Genomic DNA, 14536 nt, shown 5'->3' on the forward strand with positions numbered 1-14536 from the left:
CGTCGGGCCCGTCAGTCCAGGAGCTCGACGTAGCCGTCGCTGCCGTGCACGCGGATCCGCTGCCCGTCCCGGATCAGCCGGGTGGCCCCCGCGACGCCCACGACGGCCGGCAGGCCGTACTCCCGGGCGATCACCGCGCCGTGGGTCATGAGCCCGCCCACCTCCGTCACCAAGGCCGTGATCCCGACGAACAGCGGCGACCAGCTGGGGTCCGTGAAGACCGTGACCAGGATGTCCCCGGCCTCCAGGTCGGCGTCGGCCATGTCGAGGACGACGCGGGCCCGTCCCTCCACGGTCCCGGCGGAGACGGGCAGGCCGACGAGGGCGCCGGCCGGCACGTCCTCGCGCCGGTACGAGCCGTTGAGGGCCTCGCCGTCCGAGGTGAGGACGCGGGGCGGTGTGAGCGCCTGGTACGACCGGAACTCCTCCTTGCGCCGCTCGATGAGCCGGCCGTCCACCCGCCGCGCACGTACGGCCTCGCGCAGCTCCTGGAACGTGAGGTGGAAGGCGTCCTCCTTCTCGGCGAGCACACCGGCCCGCACGAGCCGTTCGGCCTCCGCCACGAGCGCCCGCTTGTAGACGAAGGAGCGGCTGACGATGTTGTACTTCGGGTACTCCCGGTATCCGATGAAGGTCCTGACCCGGTCGATCATCCGTTTGGTCTCGTCGGCCTTCCGCTCCCCGTCCGGCAGTTCCCGCAACCGCGACAGCACCTCCCGCTCCTTCTCCCGCGCCGTCCGCAGCCCCTGCTCGAAGCGCTGTCCGGCGGCGCCGGGCCCGAAGTTCCTGACGTTGTCGAGGATCACGGGTACGAGCGTGGCGGGGCGCTCGCGCCACCGCGGCCGGGTGATGTCGATCTCGCCGGCGCAGCGCATGCCGTACCGGGCGAGGTAGTCCTCGATGGCCTCGCGCGCTTCGGTCCCGCCCGGGAGCTTCGCCAGTCCGTCCAGGAAGCCGTCGTCCTCGACGCCCCCGGCGGCCCCCACTCCTCCGACGCCCCCGACGCCCCGCAGGAACGCCACCACCTCCGGCCACGGCCGGATCACGTCCGCGACGTCGAGCAGCGCCAGTCCCATCTCCGACGTGACGTTGCCGGGGGCGGACAGCGTCAGCGTGTCGGCCGCGTTCTTCTCGCCCAGCCACGCGCGCAGGTTGTCGTTGAGCCACCAGGTGGCCTCCATCCCCGCCATGATGACCTGGAGGCTCAGCGGATCGGCGAGCAGCCGCTTGTGCTCCTGGAACGCGTCCGACAGGAAGTCGAACAACTCCGGTCCGGTCTTCGTCCGGATGTCCCGCTCCAGGACGGCGAGGGACCGCCGACTGCGCTCGACCAGCTCGGTGACGACGGCCGGATCGGTGTCGAGCGGGGCGGGCGCGGGCGCAGGCGCACGGCCGGCCGGGGGCCCGCCGGGAGCCGCCTCGGGGGGCCCGGGCGGCGACGGGAGGAAGCCGTCGCGGTCGAGGAGGGTCTCCAGGGCGTCCCTGACCAGCGGATCGCCGCGCCCGATCATGTCCAGGAGGCCCGCGCGGCTCGCGGGCGAGGCCAGGCGCCCGGTGACGTCGACGAACAGCCGGCCGCCGGCCTCGTGCATCGGCGCCATGGCGGTCAGCTGCCACACCGACAGCCCCAGGGGCTTCATGGCGTCGGTCATCATCTGCTGGTGGCCGACGGAGACGTAGACCCGGGACCGGGTCTCGTGGCCGCCGGTTCCGGCATCGAGGACGGGATCGGGGACGGGGACGGGGACGGGGACGGGGAAGAGCGTCGTGATCGGCCGGCTCTGGACGATGTGGAAGTCGCCGTCGGCCAGGCACCATTCGATGTCCTGGGGCCGCCCGAAGCACGCTTCGATCCGCCGCCCGAGCCCGACGAGCCCCACGGCCTGCGCGTCCGTCAGCGCCGGCTGCTCCCGCAGCTGCGCGTCGACCGCCTCCTCCCGCGTACCGCCCGCGGGCAGGGCGCGGACGGCACGCTCCTTCGCGCCGATCGCCTTGGCCACGACTTCGCCGTGCCGCACCCGGAAGACGTCCGGGTTCACCAGGCCGGACACCAGGGCCTCACCGAGACCGAAGGCCGCCTCCACGGTCGCGGCCTTCCGGTCGCCCGTGACGGGATCGGCCGTGAACAGGACGCCGGCCGCCTGCGGAAGGACCATCCGCTGCACGACCACGGCCATGTGGACCGTCCGGTGGTCGATGCCGTTGCTCTGGCGGTACGCGACGGCCCGCTCGGTGAACAGCGAGGCCCAGCAACGGCTGACGTGCCGCAGGACAGCCTCCGGCCCCACGATGTTGAGGTACGTGTCCTGCTGACCGGCGAAGGAAGCGGACGGCATGTCCTCCGCCGTCGCGCTGGACCGCACGGCGTAGGCGGCCCGTTCGCCGGACCGGGCGAGCGCGTCGGTGATCCGCGCCGCGACGCCGTCCGGGACGGGGATCCCCTCGATGGCCCGGCGGATCTCCCCGCTGAGCGTGCGGACCGCTTCCCGGTCGCCCGGGGGAACGCGCCGCAACCGGTCGATGGCCTCCTCGACGGCGGGTGCGTCCGCCAGGACCCGCCGGAACGCGTCCGTCGTCACGCAGAAGCCCTCCGGGACACTGACGCCCTCGATCCGGGCCAGCTCGCCCAGGTGCGCGGCCTTGCCGCCGACGAGGGCGACCTGCGCGGCGTCGGCCTCCCGGAGGTCCAGCACGTACTGGTCGCCCGTGTTGTTCGCGTTGTTCGTGTTGTTCGTGTCGTTCGTGTTGTTCGTGTCGTTCATCGCGATGCCTCCCGGGCGGTCGTGCTCGTACGTCGACAACGGCAGCACTCGCACTACGTGGGCCCCATTCGTCGCGAATTGGTTGCTTCGGCCGATGATTCTGCGCTGGAAGAGGGGCCTTGCGGCAAGCCCCCCGGTGCGCTATAGCTTGGATGTGGCAGGGAGAGCGCTCTCCCTGCCTTTCGCTTTTGGGGCGGGCGTCAGGGGAAGGAAGCGGCGTACGTGGAGATCCGTCAGGCGACCGACCAGGACTTCGACGCCTTCGTCAGCACGGTGCACGCCGCGTTCGGGCTCTACCCGGAACCACCGGTCGACGGTGGCGGGCAGTGGTGGTCCGCGCTCGAAATGGACCGGTGCCTGTTGGCCGTGGCGCCGGACGGGAAGCGCGTCGGCACCGCCGGTGCGTACTCCTTCGAGCTCACCCTGCCCGGTGAGGTGCTCGTACCCGTCTCCGGGGTGACCTCCGTCGGCGTCCTGCCCTCCCACCGGCGCCAGGGCGCGCTCAGTGCGCTGATGCGGCATCAGCTCGCCGATCTGCGCGCCCGCGGGGAGTTCCTCTCCGTGCTGCTGGCCTCCGAGGCCCTGATCTACCGCAGGTTCGGCTACGGGCCGGCGACGTACACGGCGGGGCTGACGGTGCCGCGCCACCGTGGGGCACTCGCCGTTCCCCGGGCGCGTGGGGGGAACGGCCGGCCGGTCACGGGCGCGGCGAACGGTGCGAGCAGCCCGAGCGGTGCGATCGAGGTGGTGCGGAGCAGCGACTGCGGGGAGGTCCTGGAGCAGGTCTACGACCGGTACCGCCGCTCACAGCCCGGCGCGCTGTCCCGCCCGCACCGCTGGTGGTCCCTGCGCGCGGGACAGCCCCCGATCTCGCCGGCGCCGCGGTACGTCGCCGTCCATCGCGACGCCGACGGCGTCCCGGACGGGTACGCGAGCTACACGATCGAGTCCGGGACAACCAGGACGATGAAGGTCGACGAGATCGTCACCGCCGACGACGCCGTCCACACGGCCCTGGCCCGGTTCCTGCTCGAACACGACCTGGTCAGCCAGGTCTCCATCAAGCACGTGCCGACCGACCATCCGCTGCGCTGGCAGCTCGAGGACTTCCGCGGCGCCGAGGTGACGGGGGTCGGCGACTGGCTCTGGGTGCGGCTGCTGGACGTCCCGGGGGCACTGACCGCGCGCGGCTGGTCGGCGGACGGCGAGATCGTCCTCGACGTCGAAGACCCGTTCCTCGGCGAGCACGGCCGCCACCTGCTGACCGTGCGGGACGGCAAGGCCGGCTGCGTCCCGACGGACCGGGAGCCCGACCTGTCCCTGGACGTGAGCGACCTGGCCTCGGTCTACCTCGGCGGCACCGCCCCGAGCACCCTCGTGCGCGCCGGTCACGTCAGGGCCCACCACCCGGGCGCGGCGGCCCTCGCCGACTCCCTGTTCCGGACCGAGCGTTCCCCGCACTGCCTGCACTGGTTCTGACGGGGCGTGGGGCCGGTCCTGCCGGTCCAGTCCTGTCGGTCCAGTCCGGTCGGTCCAGTCCGGTCGGTCCTGCCGGTCCGTCGGGGCCGTTGCGCTCACCGGGCGGACCGAACCGTGCGATGGCGCGCATGAGCGGGCCGCGGCGGGTTAAACGGCGGCAATGAGACCTGAACGGGGCGCGGCCCTGAGACCCGGCGGCCTTCGTGGACCGCTGTTGCTGTTGCTGCTGCCGGTACAGGCGGTCCTGATGGCGGGGATCGGCCTGATGGTCACCGGGCCGCTGGCCCACCGGTGGCCGGTGGCGGCGGAGGAGGGCGTCAACCGCGGCCTGGCCGCGCACCGCACCGGCCCCCTCACCGCGTTCACGGAGTGGTTGTCCCTGCTGGCCGGTACGCAGAGCGTCATCGCCCTCACCCTGCTGGTCCTCGTCGCGCTGACGGCGTTCTCGCGGGGACGGCGGCTGCGGGAGGCGGCGTTCCTCGGCGTGGCGGTGGCCGCGCAGTCGGCGGTCTTCCTCCTGGTCACCATGGTGGTGGAGCGGTCGCGTCCGCACGTGCCGCACCTCGACGCCGCGCCGCCGACCTCGAGCTTCCCCTCCGGGCACGTCGGCGCCTCCGTGGCCCTGTTCGGCGGCCTGGCGGTCCTCGCTGTGCTCCGCCCGCCGGGCGCACGCCGGTGGGTGCGGTACGCCGTCGTCACCGCCCTGCTCCTGCTTCCCCTGGCCGTGGCGTTCTCCCGGCTCTACCGGGGGATGCACCACCCCTCCGACGTGGTCGGCGGCCTGCTCAACGGCGCCTGCACGCTGCTCGTCGTGGCGCACGCGCTGCTGCTGCCGTGGCGCAGGGCCCGCCGGCCGCTCCCGGGTACCGGCGCCGGATCCGGATCCGGATCCGGCGCGGTCCCGGAGTACCGGCTCCTCCCGAGCGCCCGCACCGACCACCACACCGCCCGCGCCGCCCGCGCCGCCAACACCGCCCACACCGCCCACACCGCCCACACGGTCCCTCGGCCCGAGGGGACGGACCGGCGGGCCGTGGTGGTGCGCCACCCGCACGGCTGCGGGGCGGAGCTGGCCGAGCGGGTGCGGAGCGTGCTGCGCCGCCACGGGTACGCCGACCAGGCGTGGACGCAGACCACCGCCGAGGACGCGGCGGGCGGCCTCGCGGGGCGGATCGCCGCGGAGGACACCGACCTCGTGGTGGTCTGCGGCGGCGACGGCACCGTACGGGCCTGCGCCGACGTGCTGGCCGGCACCGGGATCCCGCTCGCGGTGGTCCCCTGCGGCACCGGCAACCTGCTGGCGCGCAACCTGCGGATGCCCGCCGATCCGGCCGGGGCGCTGGAGGCCGCCCTGTCCGGGGAGACCGCGCGGATCGACGTGGGCCGGGTCGACGTGGACCGGGTCGACGTGGACCGGGTCGGGGGCGACGGCCCGGCCCCCGGCCCCGAGTCCGGGTCCGGTTCCGGGTCCGCCCGGTTCACCGTCATGGCGGGAGCCGGCTTCGACGCCGCCATGGTGGGCGGCACCTCGGCGCGGGCGAAGGAACGCCTCGGCTGGGCCGCGTACGTCCTGTCCGCCGCCCGCCACCTGCGGGACCCGCGGATGCGCCTGTCGATCCGGCTCGACGGCGGCCTCCCACGGGAGCGCCGCGCCCGCATGGTCGTCATCGGCAACGTCGGCACCCTCCAGGGCGGGCTGCCGCTGCTGCCCGGAGCGCGGCCCGACAGCGGTCGGCTGGAGGTCGCGCTGCTCGATCCGCGCGGTGTCCGCGGCTGGCTCGCCGCGGCGGCCCACCTCGGCGCGCGCATGCTGCCCGGCAGGACGGCGGGAGAGACCCGCGGCGAGTACGGCGCGGTGGCCGGCGGGGCGCTGGAGTACTTCAGCGCCGCACACGTCGACATCCGCTTCGCCCGCCCGCAGCCGCGCGAACTCGACGGCGACGTCATCGGCTCCGGCACCCGGCTCACCGCGGAGGTCGAGCCGGGCGCGCTGCGGATCTGGCTGCCGCCGCGCACGGCCGGGAACGCGGACGCACCGATCGGGGCGCGTACCCCGTCGGCGGCTGAACCGGGGCCTCGGGCACACGACTTCGACAGGGGGTGACGGACATGGGAACCGCGACACGGGTACCGCAGCGCAAGGACGTGGCGGTCGTGGCGGCCGGACTGGAGGTCGAGGGCGAGGAGCTGTCCGCCGAGGAGGCGGTGGCCGCGCTGCGGCGCCACGGCGGCTGGAGCCTCGTACGGGACTCCTTCGTCCGGTTCCGGTACGCCGACGGCTTCAGCCACTCCAGGGCGCTGGCCCTGCAGACGGTGCTGTCGATCGTGCCGATGGCCATCGCCGTCATCGGGCTGTCCAGCGTGCTGCACACCGAGGACATCGGCCGCGTCGCCGAACTGACGATCCGCCGGCTCGCGAGCGGGCCGAGCCAGCACGTGGTCGACGAAGCCCTGGCGCAGAGCCGTCACCACGCCGGGGACGGGAGCCGGCTCGCCCTCTGGCTCGGCCTGCTGTTCTCCGTCGTGAACGTGACCACCGCCCTGTGCCAGGTGGAGCGGGGGGCCAACCGCATCTACGGAACGGAACGCGACCGGCCGTTCCTGTACAAGTACAGCCGGGGGCTGATGATGTCGGTCCTGGCCGGCCTGCCCCTCGGGCTCAGCTTCGCGGTCACCGTCCTCGGCGCCCACCTGAGCCGCGCCGTCGCGGAGGTGTACCACCTGGGTGCGGGCACCATCCGGGCCTGGGACCTGCTGCGCTGGCCGGTGGGGGTGCTGCTGGCGCTGCTGGCCACCAGCGCCATCTTCCGCCTCTCCCCGCGCCGCGCCCAGCCCGGCTACACCTGGCTGGCCTTCGGCGCGACGGTGTACCTGGTGCTGTGGCTGACGGCCACATGGGGGCTGAGCGCGTACGTCGGCGCCAGCGGCTCCTTCGCCAGCGTGTACGGGCCCCTCAGCGCGTTCGTGTCGCTGCTGCTGTGGTCCTACCTGACCTCGTTGGCCCTGTTCCTGGGGCTGGCCTTCGCCGCGCAGTTGGAGGCCGTACGGGCCGGGGTGCGGGAGCCGGTCACGGAGGACCCGGGTGTGTGACGGCGTGACGGCGCGGCGCGGCGGCGTGTGCGGGACGCGCGGCGGAAGAACCGAAGGACCCCCGAGAGGAAGCACCACGGCCATGGCACGACACTCCCCCCGCCCGCGGCGTCCGCTCGCCCGGCTGTTCTCCGGCCGCCCGGGGCCCGACGCGCGGTTCGGCGCGCGGCTGCTGACGACGGTGGCGGCCACCGCGCTGGTGTCCGTACCGTTCGCGCTGGCCCTGGTGCTGGTCGAAGCGCAGTGGCCGCCGCTGGCGCGGCTGGACCGGGGCACGGCCGAGCGGCTGCACGCGGCCGCGCTGGAGCATCCGGCGTGGGTGCGGCTGCTCGGCGTCCTGTCGGACGTGGTCTGGGACCCGTTGACGATGCGTCTGCTGGTGGCGGCGCTGGTGGTGTGGCTCCTGCTGCGGGGTGCCCGGCGGCTGGCGGCGTGGGCGGCCGTCACCGCGACGGCCGGGGGCCTGCTCGGCCTGCTGGTGAAGCACGTGGTCGCGCGGGCCCGGCCCCACCTGCCCGACCCGGTCGCCGACGCTCCCGGGTACTCCTTCCCGTCCGGGCACGCGATGACGGCGACCACGTCCTGCGCGGTGCTGCTGCTGGCGCTGCTGCCGCTGGTGCCCCGGCGCCTGCGGCCGGTGGCGTGGGGGCTCGCGGCGGTCTCGGTGGTCGGCGTGGGCTACACCCGCGTGGCGCTCGGCGTGCACTGGGTGAGCGACGTGGTGGGGGGCTGCCTGCTCGGCCTGGCCGTGGTGACGGCGACGACCCTGGCCTTCGAAGCCTGGCGGGCGGACGTCGGACGCCGGCGCACCACGCCCGTGCAGGGCCTGGAGCCGGAGATCCGCTCGGAGCACCCCGAGCCGCCGGTGGGTACGCCGGAACGGCCCTGAGCGGGCCCCGGCTCCGTGCGGCGGCTCAGCCGACGGTCACGGTGTAGGTGATGCGCTCGGGGGCTTGCGCGGGGGGCGCCGCCGCGGCGGTGGGCAGGGCCGAGGGGCCGGCCGTCGCGGGGGGCCGGGAGGCGGTGTTGCCCTGGCAGGTGGTGAACGTGCAGTGCAGCAGCGTGAACCGCGTGGTCCCCTCGCCCTTGGCCTCGAAGGTGAAGGTGAGCCGGCCTCCGGCACCGTCCACCGTCTCGGCGCCGGAGTCCGCCGCGTAGACCTGGCCGCGGCTGAGCAGCACGGAACGGTCGGGCTCCGGGCCGACCAGGTACCAGTACTCGCGGGTGGAGGCGTTCTGGCCGACGGTGAGCGTGAAGCGCTCCCCCGGCTCGGCGGTGATGCTCGTCTCCTCCACCGGACGGCTGGTGGCGCGGGCGCCCGGTCCGCCCGTTCCGGAGTCACAGCCGGCCGTGAGAGCGAGGACCGCGGCCGCCGCGATCACCGCGACCGCCGCCGTACGCGTCTGGGAGTTCATGGTGGAGAGCCTTTGCCGGTACGGCCGTTGGTGGAGTCGTCCTTTGACGCCCCAAGCATCGCACGGCGTCCTCCTCATGCTCAGAACGCGGCGATGCCCCGGAACAGGCCGGCGCCTGCGACCCTCCGCCTGCGCGGAGTCGGGCCGCCGTCCGGTACCAGCCACCGTGCACGGCGGCATGGCCGGCCGCCGTGGCCGCCGACGCGGTGAAAGCGGGACGCACCGGCGCCCGCACGGGCCCGGGCCTCGACGCTGTCCCCGTGCGCGACGTCGACCAGGCCGAGCCGTGACTGCGGGGCCAGCCTGCGGTGCAGCCGCGCGTCCCGGAATCCGGGAGGGTGCGGATGAGCCGGACGGGCTCGCGCCAGCGTGAGACGGTCGCGGCACGGCGCACCCCCTCCGCCGCCCCCCGCGCCGGGAAAGGCTGCGCCGTACGGATGGACTCGGGCCATGCGCGGGCCGGTGCGGGCGTTCGCCGGGCGGCGCGGCCTACCTTCGCACTGCTCCCCCGCCCTCCACGAAAGGCAGAAACCCGTGCGATCGATCCGCTGCGCCCTGACCGTCCTCGCCACCGGCGGCATCCTCCTCGCGGGCGCGTCCGCCGCCTCCGCCGACGACGGCTTCACCGTCTACGCACCGATCAACAACACGTACTCGATCGTCTTCGGCGACCTCCAACAGATCGCCGGCGACGACGTCTTCAACGCCGGCCACGACAACACCGTCGGCTCCCACAACGGCACGGCACCGGCCGGCGACATCGGCACGGGCACCCAGATCCTGAGCAACGACGCCTTCATGCAGCGCGCCGGCCAGTGGACGGGCAGCGTCCTCAGTCAGTAACTCCCAGGCCGCGGTGAGCGCGGGCACGCGTCGCCGGACGTCGTACCCGCGCTCCCCCCGACAAGCGTTCACGACATGGCCGTGTGGCCGCAGAACGACTGACGACTTCTTGCACGGCCGCCCATCCGGACCTGTCCGCCGAGCTGCGGGATCTGCTCGCGACATCGTGACCACCCTGACTGCCCACGGCCCAGCCGGCGGTGCGCCGGCTCATGCGGCGCCGAGGAAGCCCGGGTCGGCGCCGTGGAACTGGAGGCACGAGTCACGGCCGAGGCCCAGGAGTTCCGCCATGGGCACGGCGCGACGGCTGGTCGCCGGCAGGTCCTGGCGGGCCTCGGCCGACCACAGGGGCGGAAAGAACGACAGCCCCTGGCGCCCGTTCAGCGCGGAAACCTCGCCGCGCCAGCCGTCCCACCGCAGGTCCCCGTAGAACTCCTCCAGTCCCCCGGCGAGGACCCAGGCAAGCCAGGCCGAGTGGCCGGCGCCCAGGGCCTCCCAGCCGAGGGTGTCGGGGGCGAAGTAGACGACCGCGCCCGGCTCCCCGGGCCGCCCGGCCGCACGGGGGTCGCCCCCGTTGAGGGCGAAGACTCCGCCCAGCACGTCGTGCGCAACGACCAGGCCCGCCCCCGGCCGCCATGCGGGGTCGAAGGCCGAGGGCATGGCGTTGACCTCGGCCAGCCCGGGCAGGCCCCTTGCGCCGGATGCGGCCGGACTCCCGAAGATCCGGAGCCACCCGCCGTCCACGAGCAACCCGCCGCAGTTCAGCACGATCCCGCCCAGGTTCGACCGGGCGGAGATCTGCAGCTGCCGTAGTGCGGCGCGGCCTGCCTCGGCATCACCAGCCAGCACCTCGACGGGAACCTCAGTACCGGACAGCTCCTCAAGGAGGACCGGCCAGGCCGGATCGTCGACGTCGACCAGCTCATGCATCTCGCGCATCCCCGCATCCTCGCACCCCCCAGCAGGGTGCTGCCGCTGCCACCACAACCGGATAGTTAATCCGAATGTGTGCTACCGTCCGGCTAAGTGGATGATCTATCCGCTTCATGTCTGGGTGGAGGGGCTCATGAAGATGACAGCTGTGGTCACGGCCGGGACAGGGGGCATCGGCCTGGAGACGGCGCTGGGGCTGGCCGTCGCCGGGTTCGCGGTCACGGTGATCGGGCGCAACGCCGAACGGGGAGCCGAGGCCGTCGAGCGGATCAACGCGACGGGCGCGGTGCACCCGGCCCGGTTCCTGTCCGCGGACCTCGCCTCGCTCGACCAGGTACGTGCGCTCGCCCGGACGATCGCGGCCGACCACGCCGCCTCGGGCGAACCGCTGACGGTGCTGGTCAACAACGTCGGGGCGATGTTCGCCGAGCGCCATACCCGGGGCGGCGTCGAGGCGTCGTTCGTCGTCAACCACCTCTCGCCCTACCTGCTGACCGAACTGCTGCTGCCCACGCTCACGGCCGGTGCGCCGAGCAGGATCGTGAACGTGACGTCGGGCGCGGTCGCCGTGGCCAAGCGCGTGTTCGACGCCGTCGAGCCACCGGGCGGTTACTACGGCTTCCACTGGTACGGCCGCGCCAAGCTCGCCAACCTGGCCTACACCCTGGACCTGGCGGGCCGGCTGGACGGCACGGGCGTCTCGGTCTTCGCCGCTGACCCCGGAGGAGCCGCGACCGGTATGACCAACGGCACCATGACCGACCCGAAGATCGTCTCGCCCGCCCTGCGGATGCTGTGGCCCCTGGTGCGCCGCACATTCGAACGCTCGACCTCCGGTCCGGCATCCGTGGCGGCCAGGCCCTCCATCGCGGCCGCCACCGACGAGAAGCTGACGGGCAGAACCGGCATCGTCATCGGCGCCCAGGCGCACCCGGTCACCCCGCACCGGTCGGCGGCCGACCCCCGCGTCGCCGAAGCGGTACGCCGGCTCAGCGAGCGGCACGCGCCGCTCGCCCCCGCCTGAGCGTCGCGGCGCTGCGGGTTTCCGGCGGGCGGCGGAACCATCCGGATGAACCATCCGATTAGCATGGCCTCATGACGACGCCTCTACGCAAGGACGCGGCCCGCAACTGGCAGCGGATCGTCTCCGTCGCCCGCGACCTGGTCGACGAGGGCACACCGTTGCAGCTCAACGACGTCGCACGCCGGGCCGGGCTCGGCGTCGGCACCGTCTACCGGCACTTCGCCACGCCCGAGGCGCTGCTGGAGACCGTCGCCGCGCCGCGCCTGGAGGCCCTGGCCGCCCACGGTCGGCAGGCGCTGACCGATACCGACCCATGGCGCAGCCTGACGGGCTTCCTCTTCCACACCGTCGAGGCGCAGGTCACCGACGCCGCCCTGCCCCCCGTCGCCGCCGCGGCCACGGACGCCGTGCCGCGCACCACGGAGCTCAAGACGTCACTGGCGTCGGCCGGCGCCACCCTCCTCGCCCGGGCCCGCGATGCCGGAGTGGTCCGCCCCGACCTCGCCGCGGCCGACCTCGTTCCGCTCATGTGCGGCATCGCCCACGCCGTGAGCGTCCACGGCGGCACCCCCGCCGACCGAGTCAACACCGCACACCGCTACCTGGCCGCGCTCCTCGAAGGCTTGCGCACGCCACCCCCGAGCGCGTAGGCGACCCGCCCCAGGCCGTGGGGGCTGCCTGGCCACGCTGGCGCGATAGGTCACCGTCCTTGCTGTGCCAGGGTTTCGGGGCGCGTGTCGTCGCCGTGCCAGGTGGGCCAGCCGAGCAGGCGGGGCCGTTCGGTGACCCAGGCGCGGGTGTCGGTGCCGATCTCCGTGTCGATGAGGTCCTCCAGCAGGGCGCGGTAGCGCTCGACCAGGTCGCCGTGGGTGGGGTCGGCGGCGAGGTTCTGCATCTCGGCGGGGTCCTGATCGCGGTCGTAGAGCACCACGTCGTTCTCCGCCAGCAGCGCTCGGGCGCTGCCGGGGCGGTTGGGATTGAGCGGGGAGAAATAGCGGCCGAAGGTGTAGCGCTCGTCGGAGTAGCCGCGCAGGAAGCCGCGCTTGTTCCAGTCGGGGCGCAGGTCGCCGGCGGCGACGCGCTCGGGCGCGTCGGGGTCGGCGAACTCGAACCAGAAGGACGCGTCGAGCATCATGATCGACTCGACCGCGTTGAGGATCCCCTTGCGCACGGGGCGTCCGTGGAGCACGGGCATCAGGGAGTGGCCCTTCAGGGCTGGGTGGCGGGTGGCGACCGTGGCGGCATCCAGTCCGGCGATCTCGAGCAGGGTGGGTGCGATGTCGATGGAGGAGGCGAGCGCTTGGGTTCGGGCCCCGCCGGGCATGTCGGGGTGGGCGATGATGAGGGGGACGTGGAAGTTCTCGTCGTAGATGAGGTTGCCCTTCTGCCGCAGGCCGTGGGAGCCCGCCATCTCGCCGTGGTCGGAGGTGAAGACCACGACGGTGCGGTCCGCCTGGCCGGACGCCTCCAGGGCGTCAAGGACGAACTCGACGCTCCGGTCCACGTCGCGGATGGCGTTGAGGTAGAAGTTCAGGCCGTCGTACCAGTGCTGTTCGTCTGCGACCGGACCGAAGACCGTGTCCGTCACGCGCGCGTACTCCGCGATGGCGGGCGCGGCGCCGGACAGGTCGTCATACAGACTGACGGGCAGGTCGAAGTCCCAACGCCGCTGGTAGACGGGGATGTTCGCCGCCGCACGGGCCACCACCGCGTGGGCGAGGCCGGGCGGAAGCTGGATCTGGGAGCGGCCGCCGTAGTCGAAGCTCATGATGTCGTGCGGGTTGACGAAGTTGACGGCCATGAACCACGGCTGGTCCTGGGAGACGACCGGTGCCCGGTTGCGCAGCCAGCGCACGGCCTGGCCGGCGATGACGGGGTCGAGCTCGAGGCCGGCCCAGGCGCCGCCGTCGATGTCGCCCCAGTCGTTGAACTCGCTGAAGCCGTAAGGCTCCAGCGCGTCGGTCGTGGGCCCGGGGCTCTCCGCCGTGACGTAGCAGTTCGACAGGTGCCATTTGCCCTGGTAGGCGGTGTAGTAGCCGGCGGTTCGCAGCATCGTGCCGAGCGTGCCCAGCTCCGGGTTGAGCGGGCGGATGTACGGCATGTTGTCGTTGTCGTAGATCTCGGTGATCGGCACGTGCTGACCCGTGTAGATGACGGACCGCGCCGAGCTGCACTGCGCGGAGGCCGTGTAGTAGCGCTCGAAGGTGGTCCCGCGGGCCGCGATCCGCTCCCGCGCGGGCAGGGAGAACCCCGGAGGCCGCGGAAGGGCGACGCGCTCCTCGTCGGTGACGATCAGCAGGATGTTGGGGCGCTCGGTCATGCCGTGCCCTTCGCTCGCCGCGCGCCGACGGGTGGATGGAGCGGTGGGAGACCGCCTCGCGCGCGGACCGTTACGGATGCCTTCGAATCTAGGGTCGACGGTCGGCCGGGGCCGCTCAGGACGCGGCCGAAGGCGACCGGACGAGTGATCGCGGTGTCTGCGAACGGCGGGCTCATGCAGGTTCCCCGCCCGCGAAGTCAGGGTGCCGCTCGCGCAGCTGGTAGGTGACCCAGTCCAGCCGCCCCCGAAGCCGTCGAGGGCCTGAACCACTGCGGCGGGATCGTTCACGGCCGGGGGCAGCCCGCGCAGGGGTGAGCCCGGCGCGCAGGCGCCGGCGCGGCCGCGCCACGCCTTCGGCAGGCTGCCCCGGACCGAACGGCCCGCGGCGCGGGGCGTCCACCGCGGGCCGCCTGTCACTCGGGCCGTGAGCCGGCCCTCCTCCTCGGGAAAGCCACCGTCCGGCGGGTTCGCGACGGATGCCGGCGCGGCCGGGTGGGATGTTGTTCGGCGGGCCGGCCTGCCGACGGGGGTGATCACCTGGACGGCTCTCGTGTCGCTGACGCCGCGGTTCCCCGGGTGACGCACAGTTGGCGGACGAGATCGCCGCTGCGGAGCAACTGGGAATCGATGACCTTGGTGACCAACGGGAGCAGACGGCCCCGACCGGGAG

The 14536-nt window shown here is 73.6% G+C and carries 11 protein-coding genes; 7 read left to right on the forward strand and 4 right to left on the reverse strand.

What is annotated here, in order from left to right; translation table 11 throughout:
* Window positions 1-11 precede the first annotated feature (11 nt).
* Window positions 12-2762, reverse strand: a complete 2751-nt coding sequence (gene rph, locus D1J60_RS34610; protein ID WP_125824479.1) for a rifamycin-inactivating phosphotransferase — start codon at window positions 2760-2762, stop codon at window positions 12-14.
* 222 nt (window positions 2763-2984) lie between these two features.
* On the opposite strand from rph, the gene D1J60_RS34615 reads away from it, so the two are divergent.
* The 4 genes from D1J60_RS34615 to D1J60_RS34630 all read left to right on the forward strand — a co-directional run bounded on the left by D1J60_RS34615 (window position 2985) and on the right by D1J60_RS34630 (window position 8220).
* The gene (locus D1J60_RS34615; RefSeq protein ID WP_125824480.1) at window positions 2985-4241 is read left to right on the forward strand and encodes a GNAT family N-acetyltransferase; all 1257 of its coding nucleotides are present in this window, start codon (window positions 2985-2987) and stop codon (window positions 4239-4241) included.
* Between the two features lie 160 nt (window positions 4242-4401).
* Window positions 4402-6345 (forward strand): diacylglycerol kinase family protein, encoded by a 1944-nt coding sequence (locus tag D1J60_RS34620; protein ID WP_125824481.1) that lies wholly within the window; start codon window positions 4402-4404, stop codon window positions 6343-6345.
* A 5-nt stretch (window positions 6346-6350) separates the two neighbouring features.
* The gene (locus D1J60_RS34625) at window positions 6351-7331 is read left to right on the forward strand and encodes a YihY/virulence factor BrkB family protein (protein ID WP_125603741.1); all 981 of its coding nucleotides are present in this window, start codon (window positions 6351-6353) and stop codon (window positions 7329-7331) included.
* Window positions 7332-7413: 82 nt separating this feature from the next.
* Window positions 7414-8220 carry a phosphatase PAP2 family protein gene (locus D1J60_RS34630; protein ID WP_125824482.1) on the forward strand — a complete coding sequence of 269 codons (807 nt, stop codon included), beginning with the start codon at window positions 7414-7416 and terminating at the stop codon, window positions 8218-8220.
* A 25-nt stretch (window positions 8221-8245) separates the two neighbouring features.
* On the opposite strand, the gene D1J60_RS34635 is transcribed toward D1J60_RS34630, so the two are convergent.
* A complete protein-coding gene (locus D1J60_RS34635) occupies window positions 8246-8746 on the reverse strand; it encodes a protease inhibitor I42 family protein (RefSeq protein ID WP_125824483.1) in 501 nt (166 codons plus the stop codon).
* A 534-nt stretch (window positions 8747-9280) separates the two neighbouring features.
* Between D1J60_RS34635 and D1J60_RS34645 the strand changes: the two genes are divergently transcribed.
* On the forward strand, window positions 9281-9589 hold the full coding sequence (locus D1J60_RS34645) for a hypothetical protein (protein WP_125824484.1): 309 nt from the start codon (window positions 9281-9283) through the stop codon (window positions 9587-9589).
* 210 nt (window positions 9590-9799) lie between these two features.
* Here the strand turns inward: D1J60_RS34645 and D1J60_RS34650 are convergent, their stop codons facing one another.
* The gene (locus tag D1J60_RS34650) at window positions 9800-10528 is read right to left on the reverse strand and encodes a DUF2625 domain-containing protein (protein WP_125824485.1); all 729 of its coding nucleotides are present in this window, start codon (window positions 10526-10528) and stop codon (window positions 9800-9802) included.
* 127 nt (window positions 10529-10655) lie between these two features.
* On the opposite strand from D1J60_RS34650, the gene D1J60_RS34655 reads away from it, so the two are divergent.
* Together D1J60_RS34655 and D1J60_RS34660 are read left to right on the forward strand one after the other, a co-directional pair.
* Window positions 10656-11546: an SDR family NAD(P)-dependent oxidoreductase gene (locus D1J60_RS34655; protein WP_125824486.1), complete on the forward strand. Its 891-nt coding sequence runs from the start codon at window positions 10656-10658 to the stop codon at window positions 11544-11546.
* Window positions 11547-11617: 71 nt separating this feature from the next.
* Entirely contained in the window at window positions 11618-12196 is a 579-nt protein-coding gene (locus D1J60_RS34660; protein ID WP_125824487.1) for a TetR/AcrR family transcriptional regulator, read from the forward strand.
* 50 nt (window positions 12197-12246) lie between these two features.
* Here the strand turns inward: D1J60_RS34660 and D1J60_RS34665 are convergent, their stop codons facing one another.
* Entirely contained in the window at window positions 12247-13866 is a 1620-nt protein-coding gene (locus D1J60_RS34665) for a sulfatase-like hydrolase/transferase (RefSeq protein WP_125824488.1), read from the reverse strand.
* Between the last annotated feature and the right edge of the window lie 670 nt (window positions 13867-14536).

Origin of the sequence: Streptomyces sp. W1SF4 (genome assembly GCF_003950035.1) — a bacterium.
Classification (GTDB): domain Bacteria; phylum Actinomycetota; class Actinomycetes; order Streptomycetales; family Streptomycetaceae; genus Streptomyces; species Streptomyces racemochromogenes.

Coding starts and splice junctions, on each gene's coding strand:
- rph (WP_125824479.1), bottom strand. CDS start 2,762: ATGAACGACACGAACAACACGAACGACACGAACAACACGAACAACGCG.
- D1J60_RS34620 (WP_125824481.1), top strand. CDS start 4,402: ATGAGACCTGAACGGGGCGCGGCCCTGAGACCCGGCGGCCTTCGTGGA.
- D1J60_RS34625 (WP_125603741.1), top strand. CDS start 6,351: ATGGGAACCGCGACACGGGTACCGCAGCGCAAGGACGTGGCGGTCGTG.
- D1J60_RS34630 (WP_125824482.1), top strand. CDS start 7,414: ATGGCACGACACTCCCCCCGCCCGCGGCGTCCGCTCGCCCGGCTGTTC.
- D1J60_RS34635 (WP_125824483.1), bottom strand. CDS start 8,746: ATGAACTCCCAGACGCGTACGGCGGCGGTCGCGGTGATCGCGGCGGCC.
- D1J60_RS34650 (WP_125824485.1), bottom strand. CDS start 10,528: ATGCGCGAGATGCATGAGCTGGTCGACGTCGACGATCCGGCCTGGCCG.
- D1J60_RS34655 (WP_125824486.1), top strand. CDS start 10,656: ATGAAGATGACAGCTGTGGTCACGGCCGGGACAGGGGGCATCGGCCTG.
- D1J60_RS34660 (WP_125824487.1), top strand. CDS start 11,618: ATGACGACGCCTCTACGCAAGGACGCGGCCCGCAACTGGCAGCGGATC.
- D1J60_RS34665 (WP_125824488.1), bottom strand. CDS start 13,866: ATGACCGAGCGCCCCAACATCCTGCTGATCGTCACCGACGAGGAGCGC.